The sequence below is a fragment of the Corynebacterium sp. 22-2729 genome (genome assembly GCF_053479475.1).
On record NZ_JBRBCA010000004.1, the window covers coordinates 183,396 to 203,515 of the forward strand.

The 20,120-nt window shown below is 60.8% G+C and carries 16 protein-coding genes; 9 read left to right on the forward strand and 7 right to left on the reverse strand.

Features of this window, described 5'->3' with window-relative positions; all coding sequences use genetic code 11:
• Positions 1-55: 55 nt before the first annotated feature.
• A complete protein-coding gene (locus ACUY2T_RS04480) occupies positions 56-1,654 on the forward strand; it encodes a cation:proton antiporter domain-containing protein (protein WP_448307718.1) in 1,599 nt (532 codons plus the stop codon).
• Here ACUY2T_RS04480 and ACUY2T_RS04485 read toward each other — a convergent pair.
• Positions 1,617-2,912, reverse strand: coding sequence for a glycosyltransferase family 87 protein (locus tag ACUY2T_RS04485; RefSeq protein WP_051879606.1), 1,296 nt, complete (start codon positions 2,910-2,912; stop codon positions 1,617-1,619). The two genes, ACUY2T_RS04480 and ACUY2T_RS04485, sit on opposite strands and share 38 nt — an antisense overlap.
• Positions 2,913-3,051: 139 nt before the next feature.
• Between ACUY2T_RS04485 and ACUY2T_RS04490 the strand changes: the two genes are divergently transcribed.
• The 5 genes from ACUY2T_RS04490 to ACUY2T_RS04510 all read left to right on the forward strand — a co-directional run bounded on the left by ACUY2T_RS04490 (position 3,052) and on the right by ACUY2T_RS04510 (position 7,623).
• Positions 3,052-3,969, forward strand: a complete 918-nt coding sequence (locus ACUY2T_RS04490) for an ABC transporter ATP-binding protein (protein ID WP_448307719.1) — start codon at positions 3,052-3,054, stop codon at positions 3,967-3,969.
• Positions 3,970-3,971: 2 nt separating this feature from the next.
• The gene (locus tag ACUY2T_RS04495) at positions 3,972-4,733 is read left to right on the forward strand and encodes an ABC transporter permease (protein ID WP_448307720.1); all 762 of its coding nucleotides are present in this window, start codon (positions 3,972-3,974) and stop codon (positions 4,731-4,733) included.
• The gene (locus tag ACUY2T_RS04500) at positions 4,733-5,860 is read left to right on the forward strand and encodes a sensor histidine kinase (RefSeq protein WP_034967702.1); all 1,128 of its coding nucleotides are present in this window, start codon (positions 4,733-4,735) and stop codon (positions 5,858-5,860) included. The genes ACUY2T_RS04495 and ACUY2T_RS04500 overlap by 1 nt, the downstream gene beginning before the upstream one ends.
• On the forward strand, positions 5,857-6,459 hold the full coding sequence (locus ACUY2T_RS04505) for a response regulator transcription factor (protein ID WP_034967700.1): 603 nt from the start codon (positions 5,857-5,859) through the stop codon (positions 6,457-6,459). Before ACUY2T_RS04500 ends, ACUY2T_RS04505 begins: the two co-directional genes overlap by 4 nt.
• 99 nt (positions 6,460-6,558) lie before the next feature.
• Complete coding sequence (locus ACUY2T_RS04510; RefSeq protein WP_034976611.1) at positions 6,559-7,623, forward strand: glycerophosphodiester phosphodiesterase family protein; 1,065 nt, start codon at positions 6,559-6,561, stop codon at positions 7,621-7,623.
• Here ACUY2T_RS04510 and ACUY2T_RS04515 read toward each other — a convergent pair.
• Positions 7,620-9,305 carry an ABC-ATPase domain-containing protein gene (locus tag ACUY2T_RS04515; RefSeq protein ID WP_448307721.1) on the reverse strand — a complete coding sequence of 562 codons (1,686 nt, stop codon included), beginning with the start codon at positions 9,303-9,305 and terminating at the stop codon, positions 7,620-7,622. The genes ACUY2T_RS04510 and ACUY2T_RS04515 overlap by 4 nt on opposite strands.
• A 330-nt stretch (positions 9,306-9,635) precedes the next feature.
• Between ACUY2T_RS04515 and ACUY2T_RS04520 the strand changes: the two genes are divergently transcribed.
• Positions 9,636-11,264, forward strand: coding sequence for an aspartate:alanine exchanger family transporter (locus ACUY2T_RS04520; RefSeq protein ID WP_448307722.1), 1,629 nt, complete (start codon positions 9,636-9,638; stop codon positions 11,262-11,264).
• Positions 11,265-11,276: 12 nt separating this feature from the next.
• Here ACUY2T_RS04520 and ACUY2T_RS04525 read toward each other — a convergent pair whose 3' ends face one another.
• Positions 11,277-12,743 (reverse strand): glyceraldehyde-3-phosphate dehydrogenase, encoded by a 1,467-nt coding sequence (locus tag ACUY2T_RS04525; protein WP_293791171.1) that lies wholly within the window; start codon positions 12,741-12,743, stop codon positions 11,277-11,279.
• Between the two features lie 139 nt (positions 12,744-12,882).
• On the opposite strand from ACUY2T_RS04525, the gene ACUY2T_RS04530 reads away from it, so the two are divergent.
• Together ACUY2T_RS04530 and trhA are read left to right on the forward strand one after the other, a co-directional pair.
• Positions 12,883-14,571, forward strand: a complete 1,689-nt coding sequence (locus tag ACUY2T_RS04530; RefSeq protein WP_448307723.1) for a formate--tetrahydrofolate ligase — start codon at positions 12,883-12,885, stop codon at positions 14,569-14,571.
• A 94-nt stretch (positions 14,572-14,665) separates the two neighbouring features.
• Complete coding sequence (trhA, locus tag ACUY2T_RS04535; protein ID WP_448307738.1) at positions 14,666-15,325, forward strand: PAQR family membrane homeostasis protein TrhA; 660 nt, start codon at positions 14,666-14,668, stop codon at positions 15,323-15,325.
• Between the two features lie 21 nt (positions 15,326-15,346).
• On the opposite strand, the gene der is transcribed toward trhA, so the two are convergent.
• The 4 genes from der to ACUY2T_RS04555 form a co-directional block, all read right to left on the reverse strand.
• Entirely contained in the window at positions 15,347-17,680 is a 2,334-nt protein-coding gene (der, locus tag ACUY2T_RS04540; protein WP_448307724.1) for a bifunctional cytidylate kinase/GTPase Der, read from the reverse strand.
• Positions 17,681-17,744: 64 nt separating this feature from the next.
• Positions 17,745-18,617 (reverse strand): pseudouridine synthase, encoded by an 873-nt coding sequence (locus tag ACUY2T_RS04545; RefSeq protein ID WP_293791167.1) that lies wholly within the window; start codon positions 18,615-18,617, stop codon positions 17,745-17,747.
• A 70-nt stretch (positions 18,618-18,687) separates the two neighbouring features.
• The gene (gene scpB, locus ACUY2T_RS04550) at positions 18,688-19,284 is read right to left on the reverse strand and encodes an SMC-Scp complex subunit ScpB (protein WP_448307725.1); all 597 of its coding nucleotides are present in this window, start codon (positions 19,282-19,284) and stop codon (positions 18,688-18,690) included.
• A 33-nt stretch (positions 19,285-19,317) separates the two neighbouring features.
• On the reverse strand, positions 19,318-20,085 hold the full coding sequence (locus ACUY2T_RS04555) for a segregation and condensation protein A (protein WP_448307739.1): 768 nt from the start codon (positions 20,083-20,085) through the stop codon (positions 19,318-19,320).
• Positions 20,086-20,120 lie beyond the last annotated feature (35 nt).

The following is a 20,120-nucleotide window of genomic DNA, read 5'->3' on the forward strand; positions in this document are numbered from 1 at the left end:
GGTAGAAATCGCCTCCATTGGCGAGTTACCAGCCCCTGTGAGGTAGACTACATCCATGGAGCTCTTGCTGATTTACCTCGGTGTGGTCTTCGTTTGTGGCCTCATTGCTTGGGCCGTGCGGCTCCCACCCCTTATTGGCTTCCTCGCAGCCGGTTTCGCGCTCCACGCGGCCGGTGTGGAACACGTTGATTCCCTGGACCTTTTCGCCGATATCGGTGTGACCCTCATGCTCTTCGCCATCGGCCTACGCCTGGATCTTCGCGCGCTGACGGATAAGGCAGTCTGGCTCACCGCGAGCGCTCATGTTCTCGTGATGACGCTTATTGGTGCTGGCTTCATCACCGGCCTCGGCGCCCTCGGTGCCTTCGGCCCCACCGATTTCTCCGTGGCCGTAAATATCGCTCTGGTCTTGAGTTTCTCCAGCACCATCGTCGTCATCAAGATCCTGCAGGACCGAGGCGACGAGCAAGCCCTCTACGGCAACATCTGCGTCGGCGTGCTGATCATGCAGGACATTCTGGCCGTCGCGTTCATGAGCATCCTTCGGGGCGAACCGCCACGCCTGGCCTCCCTGCTGCTAGTCGCCATTGTCCCGCTGCTGGCATTGACCACCCGCCGTTGGTACAAGCTCGGCCACGGCGAGCTTGGCTCCCTGTTCGGCATCGTTATGGCATTGCTGCCGGGTTACGCACTCTTCGAATGGGTGGGGCTCTCCGGTAGCCTCGGAGCCCTCATCATGGGCGTGGTTCTCTCCCGCTCCCCCGGCGCAGAACAACTCAGCCACTCCCTGTTTACCCTCAAGGAGCTACTGCTGGTTGGCTTCTTCGTCAACATCGGCTTCCTGGGTCTACCAAACCTGCAAAACCTCGCCGACGCTGCCCTGTTGCTCATTCTGCTGCCCGTCCAAGGCATCGCCTACTGGGCGATCCTGTGGGGCCTCGGACTGCGCAATCGCACCTCCGTTCTCGCTTCACTATTGTTGGCGAACTACTCGGAGTTCGCGCTCATTATCGCTGCTCTCGGAGTAAGTGACGGTTGGCTCAACCAGCGCTGGCTGCTTTCCCTAGTACTCGCGGTATCCCTCAGCTTCGTCATTTCCGCAATTCTGAACCCGCAGAGTGTCTCGCGGGCAACACGCCTGGCAAAGCGCCTCCCGACGCGCCCGCCGCACAAGATCCACCCAGAGGATCGCCCCATCAAACTCGGCGATGCCCACGCCCTGGTTCTCGGCGTGGGCCGCCTGGGGGTGTCTTGCTACAACGAACTCACCGAGGTCTACGGCACGAAGGTCTTGGGCGTGGAGCACGACCCCGCCCGAGTGCGCCACCTGCAGGAGCGCGGTTACAACGTTGTGGAGGGCGACGCCACAGATATCGACTTCTGGGAGCGTGTGAAGGACAGCCACCAGATCGACATGATCATGCTTGCCATGCCCGCCCAGCACGCCAACGTAGACGCAGTAAAGGAGATTTTTGCCTCCAGCATCAATCCGGAGGAATGCACCATCAGTTCAGTGGCCATGTACCGCGAGGATGTCGAGGAACTCGAAGAACTTGGGATCAACGTTGTTGTCCACCTTCAGGACGGTGCCGGCGAATCCCTCGCCGAACGCACCTTTACAGAGAATCAGCAGCGTCGCGCTCGGTCCCAGTAGCACGGCGGTCCGTGAAATACCGCACCGCATAGTACGCCGCAGCCACCACGACGAAGGCCACGCCCAGGAAGGTGAAGGCGCCCTGCCACAGCGGGTTATCGTGAGCCACGCCCTGGCCGAAGAAGCCGAACCTGCGGGACGTGGCGTTGCTGACGAAAGGCAGGAACACCACCGTCAATACCGCCACCACTGCGAAGCTCAGGAGCTGCTCAACAACCCAGCCCAGCACTCCCTTCACCTTGTCTGAGACCGCCTGTACCAGCCGGAACCCGGCGTCCAGAAAAACGACAAAGAGCGGTACCAAGAACACCCAGTGGTGATACCAGCTAAACGGCGAGATGATGCAGGCGACAACGCCGCCGAGGGCCATAATCATCGAGTAGTTACCGCGACGGTAGCAGCCCAGGACCACGATGCTGTACAGCACCACGATGGCGACAACGCCGACGAGCCACAGCACCGTGTTGTCGTAACCGAGGCGGTGCAAGACTGCGCCGAGGGACTGCGCGCCGGGATTGTCCTCGCCGCCGATGCGCTGGGTTTCGAAGATCTTGGTCTGCCAGAAAGACTTGGCGTCCGGGACGAACAGGAAGCCAATGACGACGGTCGCGAGGATCGTGAGGGTCATGTAGACCATCGCGCGCCAGCGCCTGCCCAGCAACAACGGCAGGTAGAAGAAGACCGGGGTGAGCTTAATGCCGGCGGCCACACCACTGAATACGCCGCCGCCCTTGTTGCCGGTGCGCCTGCGCAGGAAATCCAGGGCAACCAAGCCCATGAGGAAGATGTTGATCTGGCCCCAGAAGAAGGTGCCGAAAACCGGGGCCAGGTGGATGGAAGCGACTAGCGCCGCCAGGGAAACGAGGATTAGCCCCGGGGACCAGGCATAACCACGCTCGCGGAAAACACCGACAATCACCGCGAAAAGCACCAACGCGGTGAGCGCCAACCAGATACTCGCCGCAACCTCGAACGGGGCCAAGGGCAGCACCCTGAAGATCGCGCCGGAAAAGGGCGGATACGTAAAAGGAAGGCCCCCTACGAAAGGCTGGGAGTACAGCTCCTGCCCGCTGTTCAGAGCCACCGCCGCGTTGTAATAGACCTTAAAGTCCGTCGGCCACTTAAAGAGATTTGTGAACCAGGAAGCGCGAGTTTCCGGCAGAGTGAGCCGGTAGACCGCATACGCGGCGAGCAGGGCGAAAGCCACGAACGCGCCGAAAGCGCCCGGCAGCCTCTTGGTGGTGGACTCGGTTTTCACAGCCCCACCTTAAAACGCAGGATGCAAAAACCCGCTTAGGCGGTGCGGGAGTCTGCAAAAAAGGCATGACAAAAGTCATGGTGCAATTCGTGATGAACGGTATGCGCGCCCCCTTCGTCGGCGAAATAACGTGAAAACCATGAGCACAACACAACTGGCACACGCCATAGAAGTAAGCGGAATCAGCAAGACCTTCAACCCACGATCCAACAAACCAGTGCACGCGCTGAAGAACGTTAGCCTCAACATCCGCCCAGGAGAGATCGTCGCACTGCTGGGCACCAACGGCGCGGGAAAGACCACACTCGTGGACCTGATCCTAGGGCTGACCACCCCGACCGCCGGAACCGTTACGGTCATGGGACACTCCCCCAAGCAAGCGATATACAACCAAAACATCAGCGCACTAATGCAGACCGGCGGCCTGCTCAACGAACTGACCGTGAAGGACACGGTGGAGATGATCGCCGCTGCCTTCCCGGAGCACCTGCCGATCGAAGAAGTAATCCAGCAAGCGAATCTGGAACCGATCTACAAGCGCCGCGTAGGCAAATGCTCCGGCGGCGAACAACAACGCATCCGCTTCGCCCTGGCCATTCTCGGCAATCCGGACATCCTCATCCTCGACGAACCAACCGCGGGGATGGATGCCGGCGCGCGCCACCGCTTTTGGGACTCCATGAAGAACCAGGCTCAACAAGGGCGCACGATCATCTTCGCCACGCACTACCTGGAGGAAGCCGATAACTTCGCCCAGCGCATTGTGCTTATGAATAAGGGGAAGATCATTGCGGACGGCACCACCGACGAGCTGCGAAACATGAGCTCCCACCGCGTGGTCAGCGCCGAATTCTCCAGTGGATTCCCGGATCTGTCGGGACTACCGGGCGTCACAAGTAGCGAAACAAACGGCCGTCGCCTGCGTATATCGACGGAAGACTCCGACGCAGTTGCCCGGTACCTGTTGACGGAAACGGACGCCCGCAACCTCGATATCACCAGCCACAGCTTGGAGGACACGTTCCTCGCGCTGACGAACGAAACCCCGGAGGCCTAACCATGAGCACCACACTGAAATTCGCCGGTCACGAGCTGCTGCGCCTACGCCGGGACATGACCACCCTTTTCTTTAGCATCGGCCTACCGATTTTCTTCTACCTGATCTTCGGCGCACTGCAGGACTACGGCGATCAGGAAATGAACGGCGGTAACGTCTCTGCCTTCGTCATGTTGGGTATGGCCTTTTACGCGGGCGTGGTAGGCGCAGTTGGCGCGGCGGGATCTGCCGTAACCGATAGCCGCAGCGGATGGGGTAGGCAGCTGGCGCTGACACCCCTGCGTCCCTGGCAGCTCGCCTTCGCCACTACCTTAAGCATCACCGTGCGCGCAGTGCTGCCGATAGCGGCAGTGTTTGTTGTCGGAGGGCTGACGAAATCACACATGCAAGCTGACCAGTGGATACTGAGCTTCATCGCATGTGCACTGTGTGCCATTCCCTTCGGATTCTACGGCCTGGCATGGACATTGCTGATCCCCAAAGAAAATACAGTGGCCATCGCCACAGCCTCCATCGTGATTCTCGCCTTCGCGGGCAACGTATTCATGCCACTGAGCGGAACGCTGCTGCAGGTGGGACGTTTCACCCCCATGTACGGCGCGGTAACGCTGGTGCGCTGGCCGCTGGCAGAAGGCGCACAACTGCTCGATCAAGGGCTGCTGTTCGACCCGATGTGGTACGCCTGGGTTAGCATCGCAATATGGACGGCGATCTTCGTAGGCTTTTGCCTTCTCATGAGCAAGCGAGACAAGGGACGAAGCTAATGCGCCCTTTCGACGGGTTCCGGCTGAACTCCGCCATCTTCGCTTCAATATGGCTGGTATTCCTGGTGCCCGTCGCTCTGCAGGTTTACATGGGGGAAGGATTCTCTACTACGGCGAAAGCCTGGATGACAGTATGCCTGCTGGCTTTCGGCGCGTTCTACTTCTACGCCTTCGGCTCGCTGAAGTACTTCCCCCGTGACTGGGGAACACTTGCGCGGGCACTGCTGCGCTGGGGCATACTGCTAGCCATTGCGTTGGCCAGCGTGCCCGCGATGAAGTCTGGCGCAGTGTCCTTTGCTCCCTACCTGGCCGCGATGTTGGGATTCACGGTGACGCTACGAAAGGCGCTGCCGATCGTGGTGGCAACGGGTGTGCTCGGGACTGTCGCTGTGTGGAACTGGTCGCCGGACGACCTTACCTGGGCTGCATTCACCCTTTTCGGCATGCCGCTGATGCTCGTCGCACTTGGGATCTTCAGCCAATACGATGAATCCCGCCACAAGCTGCGACACGACCTGGACCTGGCGCAGCAACGAGAGGATATCGCAACGGACGTGCACGACCTGTTGGGTCACTCGCTGACGGTTATCAACCTGAAGTCCGAGGTCGCCAGGCGGGCAATGGATAGCAACCCCGAGCAGGCCAAACAGGAGCTCAAGGAGATCAGCGACCTCTCCCGCCTGGCCTTGGCGGAAGTGCGCTCGACAGTCACCCGCATGCGCACACCCACCTTCGCCGGTGAGCTGCAGGCAGCGCGCCGGGCTTTGGAAACTAAGGGCGTCACCGCGCATCTACCCGAACTCCTGAAAGCACCGGGCGCACACGACGCGGTGTTTTCCTGGGGGCTGCGTGAGCTCACGACAAACGTGGTGCGGCACTCCGGGGCGAGCGCGTGCTGGGTGAGCGTCAATGCCCACAAGCTGCAGGTTACCGACGACGGCTGCGGGTTTAACGGTGAAGCCACGCAGGGTACTGGCGGTTTGGCCGGCCTGCGCGAGAGGGTCGAGGTAGCCGGCGGGCAGCTGATCGTACGCCGCGAACGGGGTCTGAGTACGGTGTTGATCGCTATGGAAGGCGACGACAAACTAATCGACGACGGCGCAGTGCCAGAGGAGGCCGCCCGATGAGCATTCGTGTATTACTTGCCGAGGACCAATCACTGGTGCGCGGAGCATTGATCGCGCTGCTCAACGCGGAGCCGGACATCGAAGTCGTTGCCGAATGTGCGACCGGGACTGAGGCCGTGGCTCTCGCGCAGGAGCAGCCCATCGACGTGGCTCTGCTGGACATCGAAATGCCCGGGCTGAACGGCATCGATGCCGCAAAGGAGCTGGCCGGGAATCGGTGCCGCTGCCTGATCGTGACGACATTCGGCAAGGCCGGGTACGTGAAACGTGCCATGGAGGTTGGCGTGGACGGATTCATCGTTAAGGACACGCCTCCCGAGGAGCTCGCCGATGCTATCCGACGGATCCATGCCGGCCTGCGCGTTATCGACCCGACGCTTGCCCAGGAAAGCTTATTGACGCCCGATAATCCCCTTAGTGAACGTGAGACCGAGGTGTGTCAGCAGCTTTTCGAGGGTAAGAGCTCCCCCTCCATCGCCAAGGCGCTGCACCTGTCGCCGGGCACGGTACGAAATCACATTTCCAGCATCATGTCGAAGACGGGTGCAGGCAATCGCTACGAGGCGGCGCACGTGGCGAAGACGAATGGGTGGATTTAGCTCGCCCTGCAGACTAGCTGAATCCTTGTTAAATTCATGTGCGTTGTCTCACAGTAGACGCATGATCTTTTAACAAATAGCTCCCCCAGTTAGGAAAGCATGAAGACACCCCTCACCTGGCGCAAGGCCACTGCCGCAGCCGTGGCCGCCATCGTTTCTATCGGCTCCGCAGGCACCGCAGTTGCCGCCACCAACTCCAGCATCGGTTCTTCCGTCGCCGGCTCTTCTTTTAATCTCACCATCGGTTCATCCGTAACAGGTTCCTCAAAACCTCAGCCGGAGGAGCAGCAGGGCTTCGACCTGCAGTCGCACCGTGGCGGTCGCGGCGAGTACACCGAGGAATCCCGCAAGGCTTTTGAAGAATCTTTAAAGATGGGAGTATCCACCCTCGAGCTGGACATCGTACTGGCCGAGGACGGAACCCCGGTTGTATGGCACGATCCGGAAATCCAGGCCGACAAGTGCACCGATACCAAGCCAGCCACCGAGAACGACCCGGAGTTCCCCTACGTGGGCAAGCTCGTCCACGAGCTGAATTGGAAGCAGCTGCAGACCCTGAACTGCAACAAGGTGCTGAAGGGATTCCCCGAGGCTAAGGCCGAGAAGTCGAACAAGCTGCTGCAGCTGCAGGACGTCTTCGATATTGCTGCCGCCGATCCGCAGATGCGCTTCAACATCGAGACCAAAATCGAGGCCGAGAACCGCGAGAAGTCTGCCACACCGCAGGAGTTTGTCGACGCGATCCTGCCGGTCGTCCGCCACAACAAGGCAACCTCTCGCACCACCATCCAGTCTTTCGACTGGCGCTCCTTGCCACTTGTGCGCAAGGCCCAGCCGGACATCTCTCTCGCTCTTCTTTATGACGCCACCACGTGGAAATCCGGCTCCCAGTGGATCGGTGACGTTGACTACGACAAGCTCGGTGGCGACGTGAACAAGGCCGCTAAGCAGTTGGGCGCGGAAATCCTATCCCCGGACTACAAGCTGGTCACCCCGGAGAACGTGGCTTCCGCCCATGCTGCGGGGTTGCAGGTTCTGCCGTGGACCGTGAACGAGGAATCCGACATGCAGGCCATGGTCGACGCTAAGGTGGACGGCCTCATTACCGATTACCCGACCCGCGGCCTGGACGTTGTAAAGAAGAACAAGCTCCAGGTTCTCTAAGCGAGCTTTAGCTCCCTGTAGCGGTTTACTGCTGCCAGGATCTCCGCCCCACGTGGGCGGCTCAAATGCCCGGGGTGATCACGCCCGGGCACCAAAACGGCCAGACCATCCTCGGTGATGTGGCGTTCCAAGCGAGCGACCAGATCCACCAGCGGGGTCTGGCCATCGGCGTTTTTCGATAGCCAAGCCAGCGCCGCAGCAATCGCGGCGGTCTGCGAGGGTGCAACGAGTTGGCCAACGGCTGCTAGATCGATGTCCGAGCGATCCACGCTGATGGTGGATAGCCCCCGTGGCTTGGGAGGCTTTCGCGACTTCAAGGCGCCGCGAGCCAAGATGCGGCTAGCGGTGATGTGCTGGAACCCTTCTTGTTCTGACAGCTCCTCCTCCCCCGCGAGTTCGTGGGCACGGGCGGTGACATCGCTGGGACGGTAGGCATCCATTGCAATGACGGTATCGGCCAGTTGCAGATAAGCACCCGAGCCGCCAGCGATCAGCACGGTGGAGACCGAGGTGGCGTCGTATAAAGAGCGAACGCGCTGCACAAACGGGGTGATGGGCTCTTTATCATTCGGCACGAGGCGCTGCATCAGGCGGTCTCTGATCATGAAGTTGGTGGCCGAAGTGTCCTCGTCGATAAGCAGCGATGATGTCCCCGAGGCATGCGCTTCGACGACATTGGCTGCCTGCGATGTGGAACCCGAGGCGTTGGTGGTGCTGAAGCGGCGCGTATCGGCGCCGGTGGGCAAGTTGGTGATGAACGGCGAGATGTCGGCGCCGGTGATAGGACGGCCGTCCTCGGCACGGACGCTGGCGACGTCGGCGCGGGAGATAACCCACTCACGACCATCGCCGGCGATGTGGGGATAGACGCCGCGTTCCAGAGCGCGGAGCAGAGTGGACTTGCCGTGATAGCCCCCGCCAACGATAACGGTCAGCCCCTCCGGGATGCCCATGCCGGTGACTGTGCGACCACTAGGGAGTTCGAAGGTTTGGGTGAGCGATTCAGGCGACTGGAAGGCTGTGGCCTGGGCTGTGGCGAGAGGACGATCACTATCGCCTGCGGCGCGCGGAAGGATGGCGCCGTTGCCGACAAAAGCAACGAGCTTGCGAGGTTTCAGCTGGGCACGCAGAGCCTCTTGGTCACGCAGAAGAGCCACGTGGTCTGCGAGCGCTGCGGCGTCGGCAGGAGCGAAACGGTCAAAGCGCAAACAAACATCTGCAAGGGCAGGCAGATCGTCGGCCAGGAGGTGCGCGGCTTGGCGGCCGAGAATACGGCGCCCCTTGGCGGGCAGCCCTACCAGCAGGCGGGCCTCTACACGATCAGGGGTGACAAGCACGTGGGTACGTTCGAGAACCTGCTGACCAATGTCGCCGATGTGGACGTTCTTCGGACGGTTGCGCTCTGTCTGGATTCGGCGGGCCAGGAAATCGGCGACCGCTACCCTGCCGGTGGCATCACTAACGAGGTGCGCGGGAATATGCGCGGCGCTCATCGGCAGAATGAGGCGCACCTTGGAGGGGCTGGCATAGGGATCGGCCTGAACGTGGTCGATGGAAACTGTCAGGCCGGGTTCGCTATAGGCCCCCGCGAGTTTTTTATATGCTCCGTACCCCGCGCTATCGAGGTTCTTGGTGCGCGAAAACAGCTCCTCCAGGGTTCCTTGTGCAGTGTTTCTTGACATGCGCTCAAGCGTAGGCGAACTGCTCAGAGAAAAAATTTTAAAAACTTGTTTTGAGGGCGTAACACTTAGGCGTGGGAATCGTTTGTATTGGTGAAGGCGCTAAACAAACCCACATAAACCCTTAGCGTCAGTCACTACACACAGAAAGGATCACTCCCATGATTGAACTCGTTGCAACCTTCTTCCAGAACCTCGTCCAGGTAATCGGCGGCGCTATCGCTGGCCTGGTCGGCCTGATCACCGGCAAGTAGGAATCCCCCTTCTTCTGAGGTTTCTCACTGGTCCCCGTCCACCTCGTGTGGGCGGGGATTTCTTTATAGGATCGTTTTCATGTTGGCCTTCCTCGCAGAGAATCCACTCATCGCCCTCGTCATTATCCTCGCCCTCGGCTTCGCTATCGGCAAGATTCGCTTGGGCGGAATGTCGCTGGGCACAGCGGCAATTCTTTTCGTCGCCATCATCTTCTCCACCCTGGATCCCAACATCCAGCTTCCCCCGCTGCTGTTCCAATTCGGTTTGGCGATCTTCGTCTACGCCATCGGACTAACGGCTGGCCATGCCTTCTTTGCCGATTTCCGCCGTCGCGGATGGCGCATGCTCCTCTTTGTGGTCGTACTCCTCGTCGGCCTCATGGGCATGACGTGGCTACTGGTGCCGCTGTTTGGTGTGGAGGCCGCCACCGCGACCGGTTCCTTCGCTGCTGCACTGACTTCGACCCCTGGTATGGCGGCTGTCGTGGATATGTTAGAGGGCACCAACCGGGAGTTGGCTGCTCACCCAGTTGTCGGTTACTCCCTGGCCTATCCCGGTGGCGTGCTGGGAGCCATCGCAGTTGCAGCCATCGGTACGAAGCTTCTCAAAGTTAACCACCGACAGGACGCTATCGACGAGGACGTTCTGCATGCTCCACTGGAGCACCGTGGCATCCGCCTGCGAGACGGCATTACGGGCTGCGTACGTGACCTGCGCACCATCGCTGACACAAAGATCATCGTCACCCGTCTGGTGCGACCACACCATGCCACTGAGGATGTGCAGGAAAAGGACCACAAGCTGGCCTACCCGGATGCCGAGGTCTTCCCTGGCATGATCGTCGTGATTACGGGCACGCCCGACTCCCTGGATAAAGCCACTGCTGCGCTAGGTGAAGAGGTCGATATCGACATCGACAGCTCCTACATCGGCTACCGCCGCATTACCCTTTCAAACCCCAACATCGCCGGGCGCAGCATCAAGGACATTGATCCGATCAGCCATGGCTTCATCATCGCCCGCATTCGTCGCGGCGACGAAGACCTGGTTCCGGGTCCAGACGATGTACTGCATTACTCCGACCGCGTCCGTGTGGTCACTCCTAAGCACCGCATCGACGAGGTTTCTCAGCTCTTGGGCGATTCGGAGCGTTCCCTCGCAGATGTCAATTTGCTGCCGTTTACTCTCGGCCTAGCCATCGGTTTGCTTATCGGCGCGATCCCCATCCCCCTGCCCGGAGGCGCCACACTCAATCTGGGCTTCGGCGGTGGCCCCATTGTCATGGGTCTCGTGTTCGGCGCGCTTGCCCGCACCGGCCCCATCGGTTGGCAGATCCCTTATCACGCGAACAAGGCCCTCAGCAGCCTCGGACTGGCCATCTTCCTGGCAGGTGTTGGCACCATCGCTGGCACGGGCTTCCGCGACGCGCTGACGGATATCACGTCGCTCAGCTACATTGCGCTGGGCTTTATCATCACAGTCGTCTCGGCGCTTGTCTGTGGCCTGGGCGGTATGTGGCTGCTGCGCCTCAAATGGGATGAAGCGATGGGCATGGCTGCGGGCGTCTCTACCAACCCCGCAGTGATTAGCTACCTCAACGATCAATCGGGCACAGAGCTACCCATGCGCGGCTATGCCACGGTGTACCCAGCAGCGATGATCGGCAAGATCATCGGCTGCCAGGTGCTACTACTGATGCTGCTCTAACAGCACCCGGTCTTAGAGGTCCAGGGCAGCTGCGCGCTGCGGCAGAACCCGCGGACGCACTCCTGCGATCTCCTCAACAATGCGGATCACCTGGTTGGAGTAGCCGAACTCGTTGTCGTACCAGACGTACAGCACCAGGTGGTTACCGTTAGCGATGGTGGCCAGTCCGTCGACGATGCCGGCGTGGGTGGTGCCAACGAAGTCGGTGGACACAACCTCCGGGGACTTGATGAAGTCGATCTGCTGACGCAGCGTGGAGTGCAGGGAAACGCGGCGCAAGAAGTTGTTTACCTCGTCGGCCTCAACTTCCTTGTCCAGGGTCAGGTTCAGCACAGCCATGGAAACGTCCGGGGTGGGAACGCGGATGGCGTTGCCCGTTAGCTTGCCGGCGAACTCCGGTAGAGCCTTTGCCACGGCCTTCGCTGCACCGGTGGCGGTGAGCACCATGTTCAGACCTGCAGCGCGGCCACGGCGATCGCCCTTGTGGAAGTTATCGATGAGGTTCTGGTCGTTAGTGAAGGAGTGAACGGTCTCGACGTGACCGTGCTGCACACCGTAGCGATCGTTGATGACCTTCAGCACTGGCGTGATGCCATTGGTGGTGCAGGACGCCGCAGACAGGATGCGATCATCCTCAGTGATGTCACCGTGGTTGATGCCATAAACGATGTTCTTGATGTCACCCTTGCCCGGGGCAGTTAGCAGAACCTTGGATACGCCCTTGGACTCGAGGTGCTGGGACAGACCGTCGCGGTCGCGCCACACGCCGGTGTTGTCCACCACGATCGCATCGTTAATGCCGTAGCTGGTGTAGTCGATCTCCGCGGGGTTGTTGGCGTAGATGATCTTGATCGGGGTGCCGTTTGCCCAGATCGTGTTGTTCTCTTCATCCGTGGTGATGGTGCCGTCGAAGGCACCGTGAACGGAGTCACGGCGCAGCAGGGAGGCACGCTTGATCAGGTCGCCCTCGCCCTTGGAACGGACGACGACCGCGCGCAGGCGGGCGCCACCGTAGGTTGCCTCGCGGGAAACCAGGATGCGGGCCAGCAGGCGACCAATACGGCCAAAACCGTAGAGGACGACGTCGCGGGGCTCGACCTGCTCCGGGCCACCGATGACCTCTGCCAGCTCACGCTCCAGGTACTCGCGCAGGGTCAAACCCTCCGAGTTCTTGTTGTAGCGGCTAGCCAGGGATCCGATGTCGATGGAGGCGGTGCCCAAGTCCATTTCCACCAGTTCACGCAGTACCGGCAGGGTCTGCTCCAGCGGCAGTTCCTTCTCCACCACGCGGCGGGCATAGCGGTGAGACTTAATGATGTCGATATCAGTGACGTTCACCAGCAGGCGGCCAAAGATCGAAGTCACGACGTTCTTGTCGCGGTGCAGGCGGCTGATCAGCGGTAGCATTTCCTGAGCCAAAGCTAGGCGTTCATTCCAGTCGCTGTGCAGATCGCTGGTGGTCGGTGCGTTGTCGGTCATCTATACCTCACTACCTCACTGGAGAGGATCGTTTTAGAAAACATCGGGGGTCACCCGCTTACCCCCTAGAGTCTAGTGTCCTCCTCCCCTACACCCATTATTTCGGGGGCTTATAGGGGTAGACGTTTATTCTGGGAGTATGACTAATTCTTCTGCAACGAGCAATCCTCAGCCCAGCGATGTAGACATCGCCCAAGCTCACACCCTGGAGCCCATCACCACAATCGCAGAACGCGCCGGCATCCCGGAAGCAGCTTTGATCCCCTACGGTCGCACAAAAGCCAAGATCGATGTTCCCGCGTTGAAGGCGGAGCGTGAGGGCGTCAATAAAAAGGGCAAGCTCGTACTCGTAACGGCAATGAGCCCAACACCCGCCGGCGAGGGCAAGTCCACCGTGTTGATCGGCCTGGCCGATGCCGTACGAGCAGCGGGGCGCCAGACGATGGTGGCGATCCGCGAGCCCTCCCAGGGACCAGTCATGGGTATCAAGGGCGGTGCAGCGGGCGGCGGCTATGCGCAGATCGTGCCGATGGAGGACATCAACCTGCACTTCACCGGTGATATGCACGCCATCACCGCAGCGACGAACACCCTAGCTGCAATGGTGGACAACCACGTGCAGCACGGCAACGCGCTAGGCATTGACCCGCGACGGGTGACCTGGCGACGCTGCCTGGACGTTAATGACCGCTCACTGCGCCACGTCGTCACGGGTCTGGGCGGGCCGGGCCAGGGCACCCCGCGCGAGGGCGGGTTCGACATCACGGCAGCCAGCGAGATCATGGCGATCCTGTGCCTGGCCACCGACTTGAAAGATTTGAAGAAGCGCATCGGACGCATTGTGGTGGGTCAAACCTACGACCACAAGCCCGTGACAGCGGGTGATCTGAAGTGCGCAGGTGCGATCACTGCCCTGTTGCGCGACGCGATCAACCCGAACCTGGTGCAAACCCTGGGTGGCACGCCGGCGCTGGTGCACGGCGGGCCTTTTGCGAATATCGCGCATGGCTGTAACTCGCTGATCGCGACGACGACGGCGCTGGACTTGTCGGAGGTCGTGCTTACCGAAGCCGGCTTCGGCAGTGACCTGGGTGCGGAGAAGTTCTTCGATATCAAGGCTCGCGCCGGTGGCCTCGATGTCGCCGCGACCGTGGTCGTGGCCACTATTCGTTCGCTAAAGCACAACGGCGATTCGGTACTGAAGGCTGGACTGTCCAACCTGGAGCGCCACGTCAGCAATATCCGCAAGTTCGGCGTGGAGCCGGTGGTGGCGCTGAACCTATTTAGTACCGACAGCGCTACGGATCGCCAGCAGATCGCAGAATGGGGCGAGCAGTTCGGCGTGCGTGTCGTCGAGTGCAATGTGTGGGCCGAGGGCGGTGCCGGTGCAGCGGATCTAGCCTCTGCCGTGTTGGAGGTCGTCGATGGCGCTTCTGGTGATGACGCCCCTAGCTCCAGCCACCAGATTTATCAGCCAGTCGATGGCGTGGAAGCCACCTTGCGTACGATTGCCACGGAGATCTACGGCGCAGCGGACGTCCAGTTCGGACCGAAGGCCTTGAAGGATTTGGCGTTCTTGAAGGAGAACGGCTGGGACAAGTTGCCAGTGTGCGTGTCAAAGACTCAATACTCCTTCAGTGACGACCCCAGCGCACTTGGCGCGCCCAGTGGACACACGCTGCACGTCCGCGAGCTGGTGCCACGCATCGGCGCAGGCTTCGTGGTGGCCATGACCGGTGACGTAATGACACTGCCTGGTTTGCCGAAGAAGCCCGCGGCTGAGCGCATTGACGTGGACGAGAGTGGAGTCATTTCGGGCTTGTTCTAACGCGCATTGACGTAGGCTTTCTTTCGTGCAAGAAACTCAAGTTCTCACGAAGAAGCCTCCACGTCCTGTTTTCGACCGAGGCCCCCGCCCCTATATGCGCGGTCGCCTGCACACCGCTGCCGCGTGGTATTTCGGCGGCATGGGAACCGCGCTGACCATCGTTGCGGCCTCCAAGTTTCACCTGTCCTGGATGACCATGGCCACGGCGCTGTACGCCCTGTGCCTGGCCGGGATGCTCACCGTCAGCGCGCTGTACCACCGAGTGCCGTGGCGCTCCGAGGGCGCGGTCAATAGTTGGCGCCGGGCCGACCACGCCATGATCGCGGTCTTCATCGCCGCCACTTACGGGCCAGTGACGGTCGGCGCGTTCGGCGCGCAATGGTTCACCGGCTGGGGTTGGTTTAACACCGGCGGGCTGTGGATCTTGGCCGTGTGCTGGCTGGCCGCCGCCGCGGCAGTAGTACTGAATCTGGTGTGGATTGATCACCCGCGGTGGTTGGATGCCACCACGTACCTCACGCTCGGTTGGCTGGCTGCCATCGGCGCCGTTGGCTACTACCAGCAGTTGGGGCTGACTGTAAGCCTGCTGATGCTGGCCGGTGGAATCGTCTACTCCGTTGGCGCAGTCATCTACGCCAAACAGTGGCCGAACCCCTCCCCGCGCTGGTTTGGATTCCACGAGGTGTTCCACGCCGCCACAATCTTGGCGGCGCTGCTGCACCACATCGCAATCTGGATCCTGGTGCTGCGCTAACGCGGGACTGCGTGCGCTGTGCTACTTCTTACGCTTCTTCTCGCGCACACGCACCGCGATGCGCACCGGCGAACCTTCAAAGCCGAAGGCCTCACGCAGCTTGCGCTCCAGGAAGCGGCGGTAGCCGTGCTCCAGGAAGCCGGTGGTGAACAGCACGATCACCGGCGGCTTGGTGGAAGCCTGGGTGGCAAACAACACGCGCGGTAGGCGTCCGCCACGCATCGGCGGCGGGGTCTCCGCAATCACGGCACGAAGCCAGGTGTTCAACTGGCCGGTGGAAATACGCTGATCCCAGCTCTCTAGAGCCTCAATCATCGCCGGCTCCAACTTCTGGAGTGCACGGCCGGTCTTCGCGGAGATATTCACGCGACGCGCCCACGGGACGTGGGAAAGTTGCAGCTCAATTTCGCGCTCCAGCAACTCGCGGCGGTCCTCATCCACCAGATCCCACTTGTTATAAGCCACCACCAGGGCACGACCCGAGTCGAGGATCATGCGAAGTACGCGCTGATCCTGTTCGGCAATGGGCTCGCTGGCGTCCACAAGAAAGACAGCGACCTCCGCCGCATCAATGGCGGAACGAGTGCGCAGGGAGGCGTAGAACTCATGGCCGCGTGCCTGCTTCGTCTTCTTGCGGATGCCGGCGGTGTCGACAAACTTCCAGGTCTTTTCCTCCAATTCGACGATGGAGTCAACTGGATCGACGGTGGTGCCGGCAACATTGTTGACGACGGAGCGTTCCTCGCCCGTGATCTTGTTCAGCAGTGAGGACTTGCCCACGTTCGGGCGGCCGACCAGTGCCACGCGACGCGGCCCGGAGACAATCGACAGTTCGCGGGGGTGCTCCGGGAAGGAATTAAAAACCTGATCCAGAACGTCAGCCGCACCCTTGCCGTGCTGTGCAGACACCGGGTACGGGTTATCCAGACCGAGTGCCCAGAACTCAGCGACATCGCCCAGCTGAGCATCGGCATCGCACTTGTTAGCGACCACGATCACCGGCACCTCGCTGCGCTGCAGCTTGCGGGCGATAACCTCGTCGGTAGAGGTGATGCCGACCTTCGTGTCAACCACGAATACGATCACGTCGGCGGTCTCCATAGCAGTTTCCGCCTGGCGGGCAATTGCGGCGTGGATGCCCTTGGCATCGGGATCCCAACCACCCGTGTCCTGTACCCAGAAGCGGCGGCCAGACCACTCACCCAAGTAGGAAATACGGTCGCGGGTCACGCCCGGGAAGTCCTCCACCACAGCCTCGCGACGACCGATAAATCGGTTCACCAGCGTGGACTTGCCTACGTTCGGGCGGCCCACAATGGCGACGGTGCACAGTGCCTCTTGCTCTGCTTCCTCGTCGCCCAGCACGCCGAAGGCTTCCTCCAAAGCCTCCCAATCTTCGTCGGATTCCGGTAGATCGCCGCCGCCTTCAAGGGTGAAATCCTCCGGGCCGGTAATGAAGAACTCATCCGGCCCGGCCTCGTTGCCCTCGTCGAAGTCGTCATCGTCGTATTCGGAGAACTCGGCAGCGGTGAAGTCGGACTCCCCCAGCACTTCGCCGTCCGCAGTACGGAAAATCAGCTCCGAAGGAGACTCGGTGGAATCCGGACGAGCACTGGCGAGTACCAGCGTTGCCAGCTTCTCTAGCACCTCGTTGATGTCCATGTCGCCCGTGTCCACAATCACCGCATCCTCGGCGGGGCGCAGCGGAGAAGTCTCGCGGGAGGAATCGGCTTCATCACGTCGCTGCACATCCGCGAGTACCGCGTCGTAATCCACGTCTCGGCCAGCGGCTAGGTCTTGATCGTAACGACGCTGAGCTCGAACCTCTGCGGAGGCGGTCATAAAGATTTTCACTGGGGCGTCGCTAAGCACCACCGTGCCGATGTCGCGCCCCTCGACCACACATCGCCCAGCAGCGAAAGCCAAAGAGCGCTGCAAAGCGACCAGGTTTTCGCGGACCTCTGGGATGGCTGCGACGGCCGATACGTGGGCGGTCACCTCGGGGCCACGGATCTCTCCGGACACGTCCATGCCGTCTAGCAGCACCTCTGTAGACGTGGGATCTTCATTGATCTCCAATGGCAGATCTGCCGTGGCGGCGATGATGTCCGGACGCGAGTTGTCTGCGGAAGGGTCGATGCCCTGGCGCAGTACGTGCAGGGTAGCTACGCGGTACATCGCTCCGGTATCCAGGTATTTCGCGTCAGCGGCGGTGGCCAAGCGACGGCACACGGTGGATTTGCCGGTGCCGCTGGGGCCGTCCACGGCGACAATCAGGCCACCGTCTTCAATGTTTTTAACGCGGGCGAGCTGGTCTAGTGCGGAGCCGGGCTCAAAATAAGGTGCATTCGTCATGGCTAAAAGGTCGTTCCCTAACTGATTTTGTGTTTGTGCCGGCTGTAAAGCGCTTTTAGGGCGCTTACAGCCCGACCTTCTTGTACAAGCTCTGCAGTTCTGCCTGGTTCAGTGCGCGGATCGTGCCCGGCTTCTGTTCCCCTAGCTGCACGGTGTGAATCTTTGTGCGTACCAGGGCCTGGACTGGAAAACCGGCCTCCTTCAGCATGCGGCGGACGATGTGCTTGCGACCTTCGTGCAGTTCTACCTTGATTAGCGACTTGCCCTGCCACACGTCCACAATCTGCACATTGTCGGCACGCGCAGTGCCGTCGTCCAGCTCCACGCCGTCTTTTAGCTCGCGGATCAACTTGCGGCTGGCCTCGCCCAGCACGGTGGCCATGTAGGTCTTTTTCACTTCGTACTTGGGGTGCATCAGACGGTTGGCCAATTCGCCGTCGTTGGTGAGCAACAGCAGTCCCTCCGTTGCCGCATCCAGGCGCCCAACGTGGAACAGGCCTTGGCCTTCCTTCAGTCGGGTCCCCACTAGGTCTCCCACACATGGACGCCCCAGCTCGTCACTCATTGTGGAGTGCACACCGCGCGGCTTATTGAGTACGAAGTAGACCATTTCCTCATTGACCTGCACGCGCTCGCCATCTACGCGAACAATGTCCACGCTCGGGTCGATGCGAGTGCCCATCTTCACCACGACTTCGCCGTTGACTTCGACTCGGCCTGCGGCGATGAGCTTCTCACTCATCCGGCGGCTGGCTACGCCAGCGGAAGCCAGCACTTTTTGCAAGCGCACCTGCGCCTTCTCCGAGTCGGGCTTATTCAGGGCTGCGGCTGCCTCTTGCTCAGTCACGTGCTGACGTTTAGCGGGCTTGGCCTGCGATAGATAGATGTCTGTCGGAGCGGTCTCCGGTGTGCCGTCTCGGCGAGCGGGTGTGTCCACGGTGTTTCTAGCCCTTCGAACTAAAAAGAAAATCTTGAATTATCCAGCCGAATTCTACCCTTTCCCCCACTTAACTGTCGATATTGTCCAAGCTATCGATGCTATCGACCTCCGGCAGCAGCGGCGCCAGATCCGGAAGCTGCTCCAGCGACTCGATGCCGATCTGCTCAAGGAAGAGCTCGGTGGTGGAGTAAAGATGCGCTCCGCCCTGTTCCCCTGTCTCGGCGATCAGCCCGCGCAAAGAGAGCGTACGCATCACACCGTCGCAGTTCACGCCACGCACAGCCGCAACCTGACTACGCGTTACGGGCTGCCGATAGGCCACCACCGCCAGGGTCTCCAAAGCTGCGCGGCTTAGCCTCTGCTGCGTGCCGTCCAACAGCTTGGCCTCCACCACTTCCGAGTTGGAGCGCCGGGTGTACAGCCGAAAGGCTCCTTCGTGTTCGCGCAGTTCAAAACCGTTGCCGCGTGCGTCGTATTCCGCCGCAATCTCATGCAAAATTTGCGCCACCTCCGCTTCTGGCACCGCGTGCTCCTCGTTGGAAAGTACGCGGGCGAGCTCTGTGGGCGTCACTGCCTCATCGCTTACAAGAAGTAGCGATTCAACACGGCTGCGCAGCACCGAGACCTGCGGCAGCGGCGCGGGGTTGGGGTTCAAGTCGCTCATGGTGTGTGCCTTTCGTGCCTTTCTTTATGACGCCTACTCCCAGTTGCTGGCCGCCACCACAGCCGGATCGACATCCAGCCCGGTCCAGGCCACCGACATCTCCTGCAGTGCCTCGGGCTGCTCGATGCCGATGGCCCGTGCCTTGTACAGCTCCAACAGTGCCAGGAAACGCCCGACGACGATCATGTTCAACTCTGCATCGGCGATCAACGCGTTAAACGTTACCCACGTGTTCTCTCCGGCAACCTTTAGCGTGTTGAGGATCCGGCCGGCTTGTTCGGGGACGGACACTGCGACCTGGTGAATGTGGCCGGTATCTACATGATCGGGGCGGGGGCGGAACACGGCAGCGGCCAACTCGGCGAACTCATCTGCGGTTTTGCCGATCTTCACCTCCGGCAGCAGGTTCGCATGGTGTTCCTCCAATGAGAGGCTGGCCGGGTACGCCCTAGCGGCATCTCGCTGCCACTCGGCGAAAAGGCTCGCCACCTGCTTATACGCGCGGTATTGCAGCAGACGGGCAAACAGAAGGTCACGGGTTTCCAGCAGCGCGAGGTCTTCCTCACTTTCCACCTCACCGCGTGGAACCAGGCGGGCGGCTTTCAAGTCCAGCAACGTAGAGGCGACGACGAGGAATTCCGTGACTTCGTCCAAGTCCTCCGCGCTAGAACTGAGGTTTTTTGTGTAGGCAATGAACTCGTCGGTGACCTGCGCCAAGGCCACTTCGGTGATGTCCAGCTTGTGGGAGTGGATCAGCTGCAGCAATAGGTCAAAAGGCCCGTCGAAGTTAGCCAGGGCCACTCGGAAGCCGGTGATCTCAGGCTGTTCCGGCTGCT

Bases quoted from the DNA above. Each gene is read 5' to 3' on its own strand.
- ACUY2T_RS04505 (WP_034967700.1), top strand. From the start codon at position 5,857: ATGAGCATTCGTGTATTACTTGCCGAGGACCAATCACTGGTGCGCGGA.
- ACUY2T_RS04530 (WP_448307723.1), top strand. From the start codon at position 12,883: ATGACTAATTCTTCTGCAACGAGCAATCCTCAGCCCAGCGATGTAGAC.
- ACUY2T_RS04510 (WP_034976611.1), top strand. From the start codon at position 6,559: ATGAAGACACCCCTCACCTGGCGCAAGGCCACTGCCGCAGCCGTGGCC.
- ACUY2T_RS04500 (WP_034967702.1), top strand. From the start codon at position 4,733: ATGCGCCCTTTCGACGGGTTCCGGCTGAACTCCGCCATCTTCGCTTCA.
- scpB (WP_448307725.1), bottom strand. From the start codon at position 19,284: ATGAGCGACTTGAACCCCAACCCCGCGCCGCTGCCGCAGGTCTCGGTG.
- ACUY2T_RS04525 (WP_293791171.1), bottom strand. From the start codon at position 12,743: ATGACCGACAACGCACCGACCACCAGCGATCTGCACAGCGACTGGAAT.
- ACUY2T_RS04480 (WP_448307718.1), top strand. From the start codon at position 56: ATGGAGCTCTTGCTGATTTACCTCGGTGTGGTCTTCGTTTGTGGCCTC.
- ACUY2T_RS04520 (WP_448307722.1), top strand. From the start codon at position 9,636: ATGTTGGCCTTCCTCGCAGAGAATCCACTCATCGCCCTCGTCATTATC.
- der (WP_448307724.1), bottom strand. From the start codon at position 17,680: ATGACGAATGCACCTTATTTTGAGCCCGGCTCCGCACTAGACCAGCTC.
- ACUY2T_RS04515 (WP_448307721.1), bottom strand. From the start codon at position 9,305: ATGTCAAGAAACACTGCACAAGGAACCCTGGAGGAGCTGTTTTCGCGC.
- ACUY2T_RS04490 (WP_448307719.1), top strand. From the start codon at position 3,052: ATGAGCACAACACAACTGGCACACGCCATAGAAGTAAGCGGAATCAGC.
- ACUY2T_RS04495 (WP_448307720.1), top strand. From the start codon at position 3,972: ATGAGCACCACACTGAAATTCGCCGGTCACGAGCTGCTGCGCCTACGC.
- trhA (WP_448307738.1), top strand. From the start codon at position 14,666: ATGCGCGGTCGCCTGCACACCGCTGCCGCGTGGTATTTCGGCGGCATG.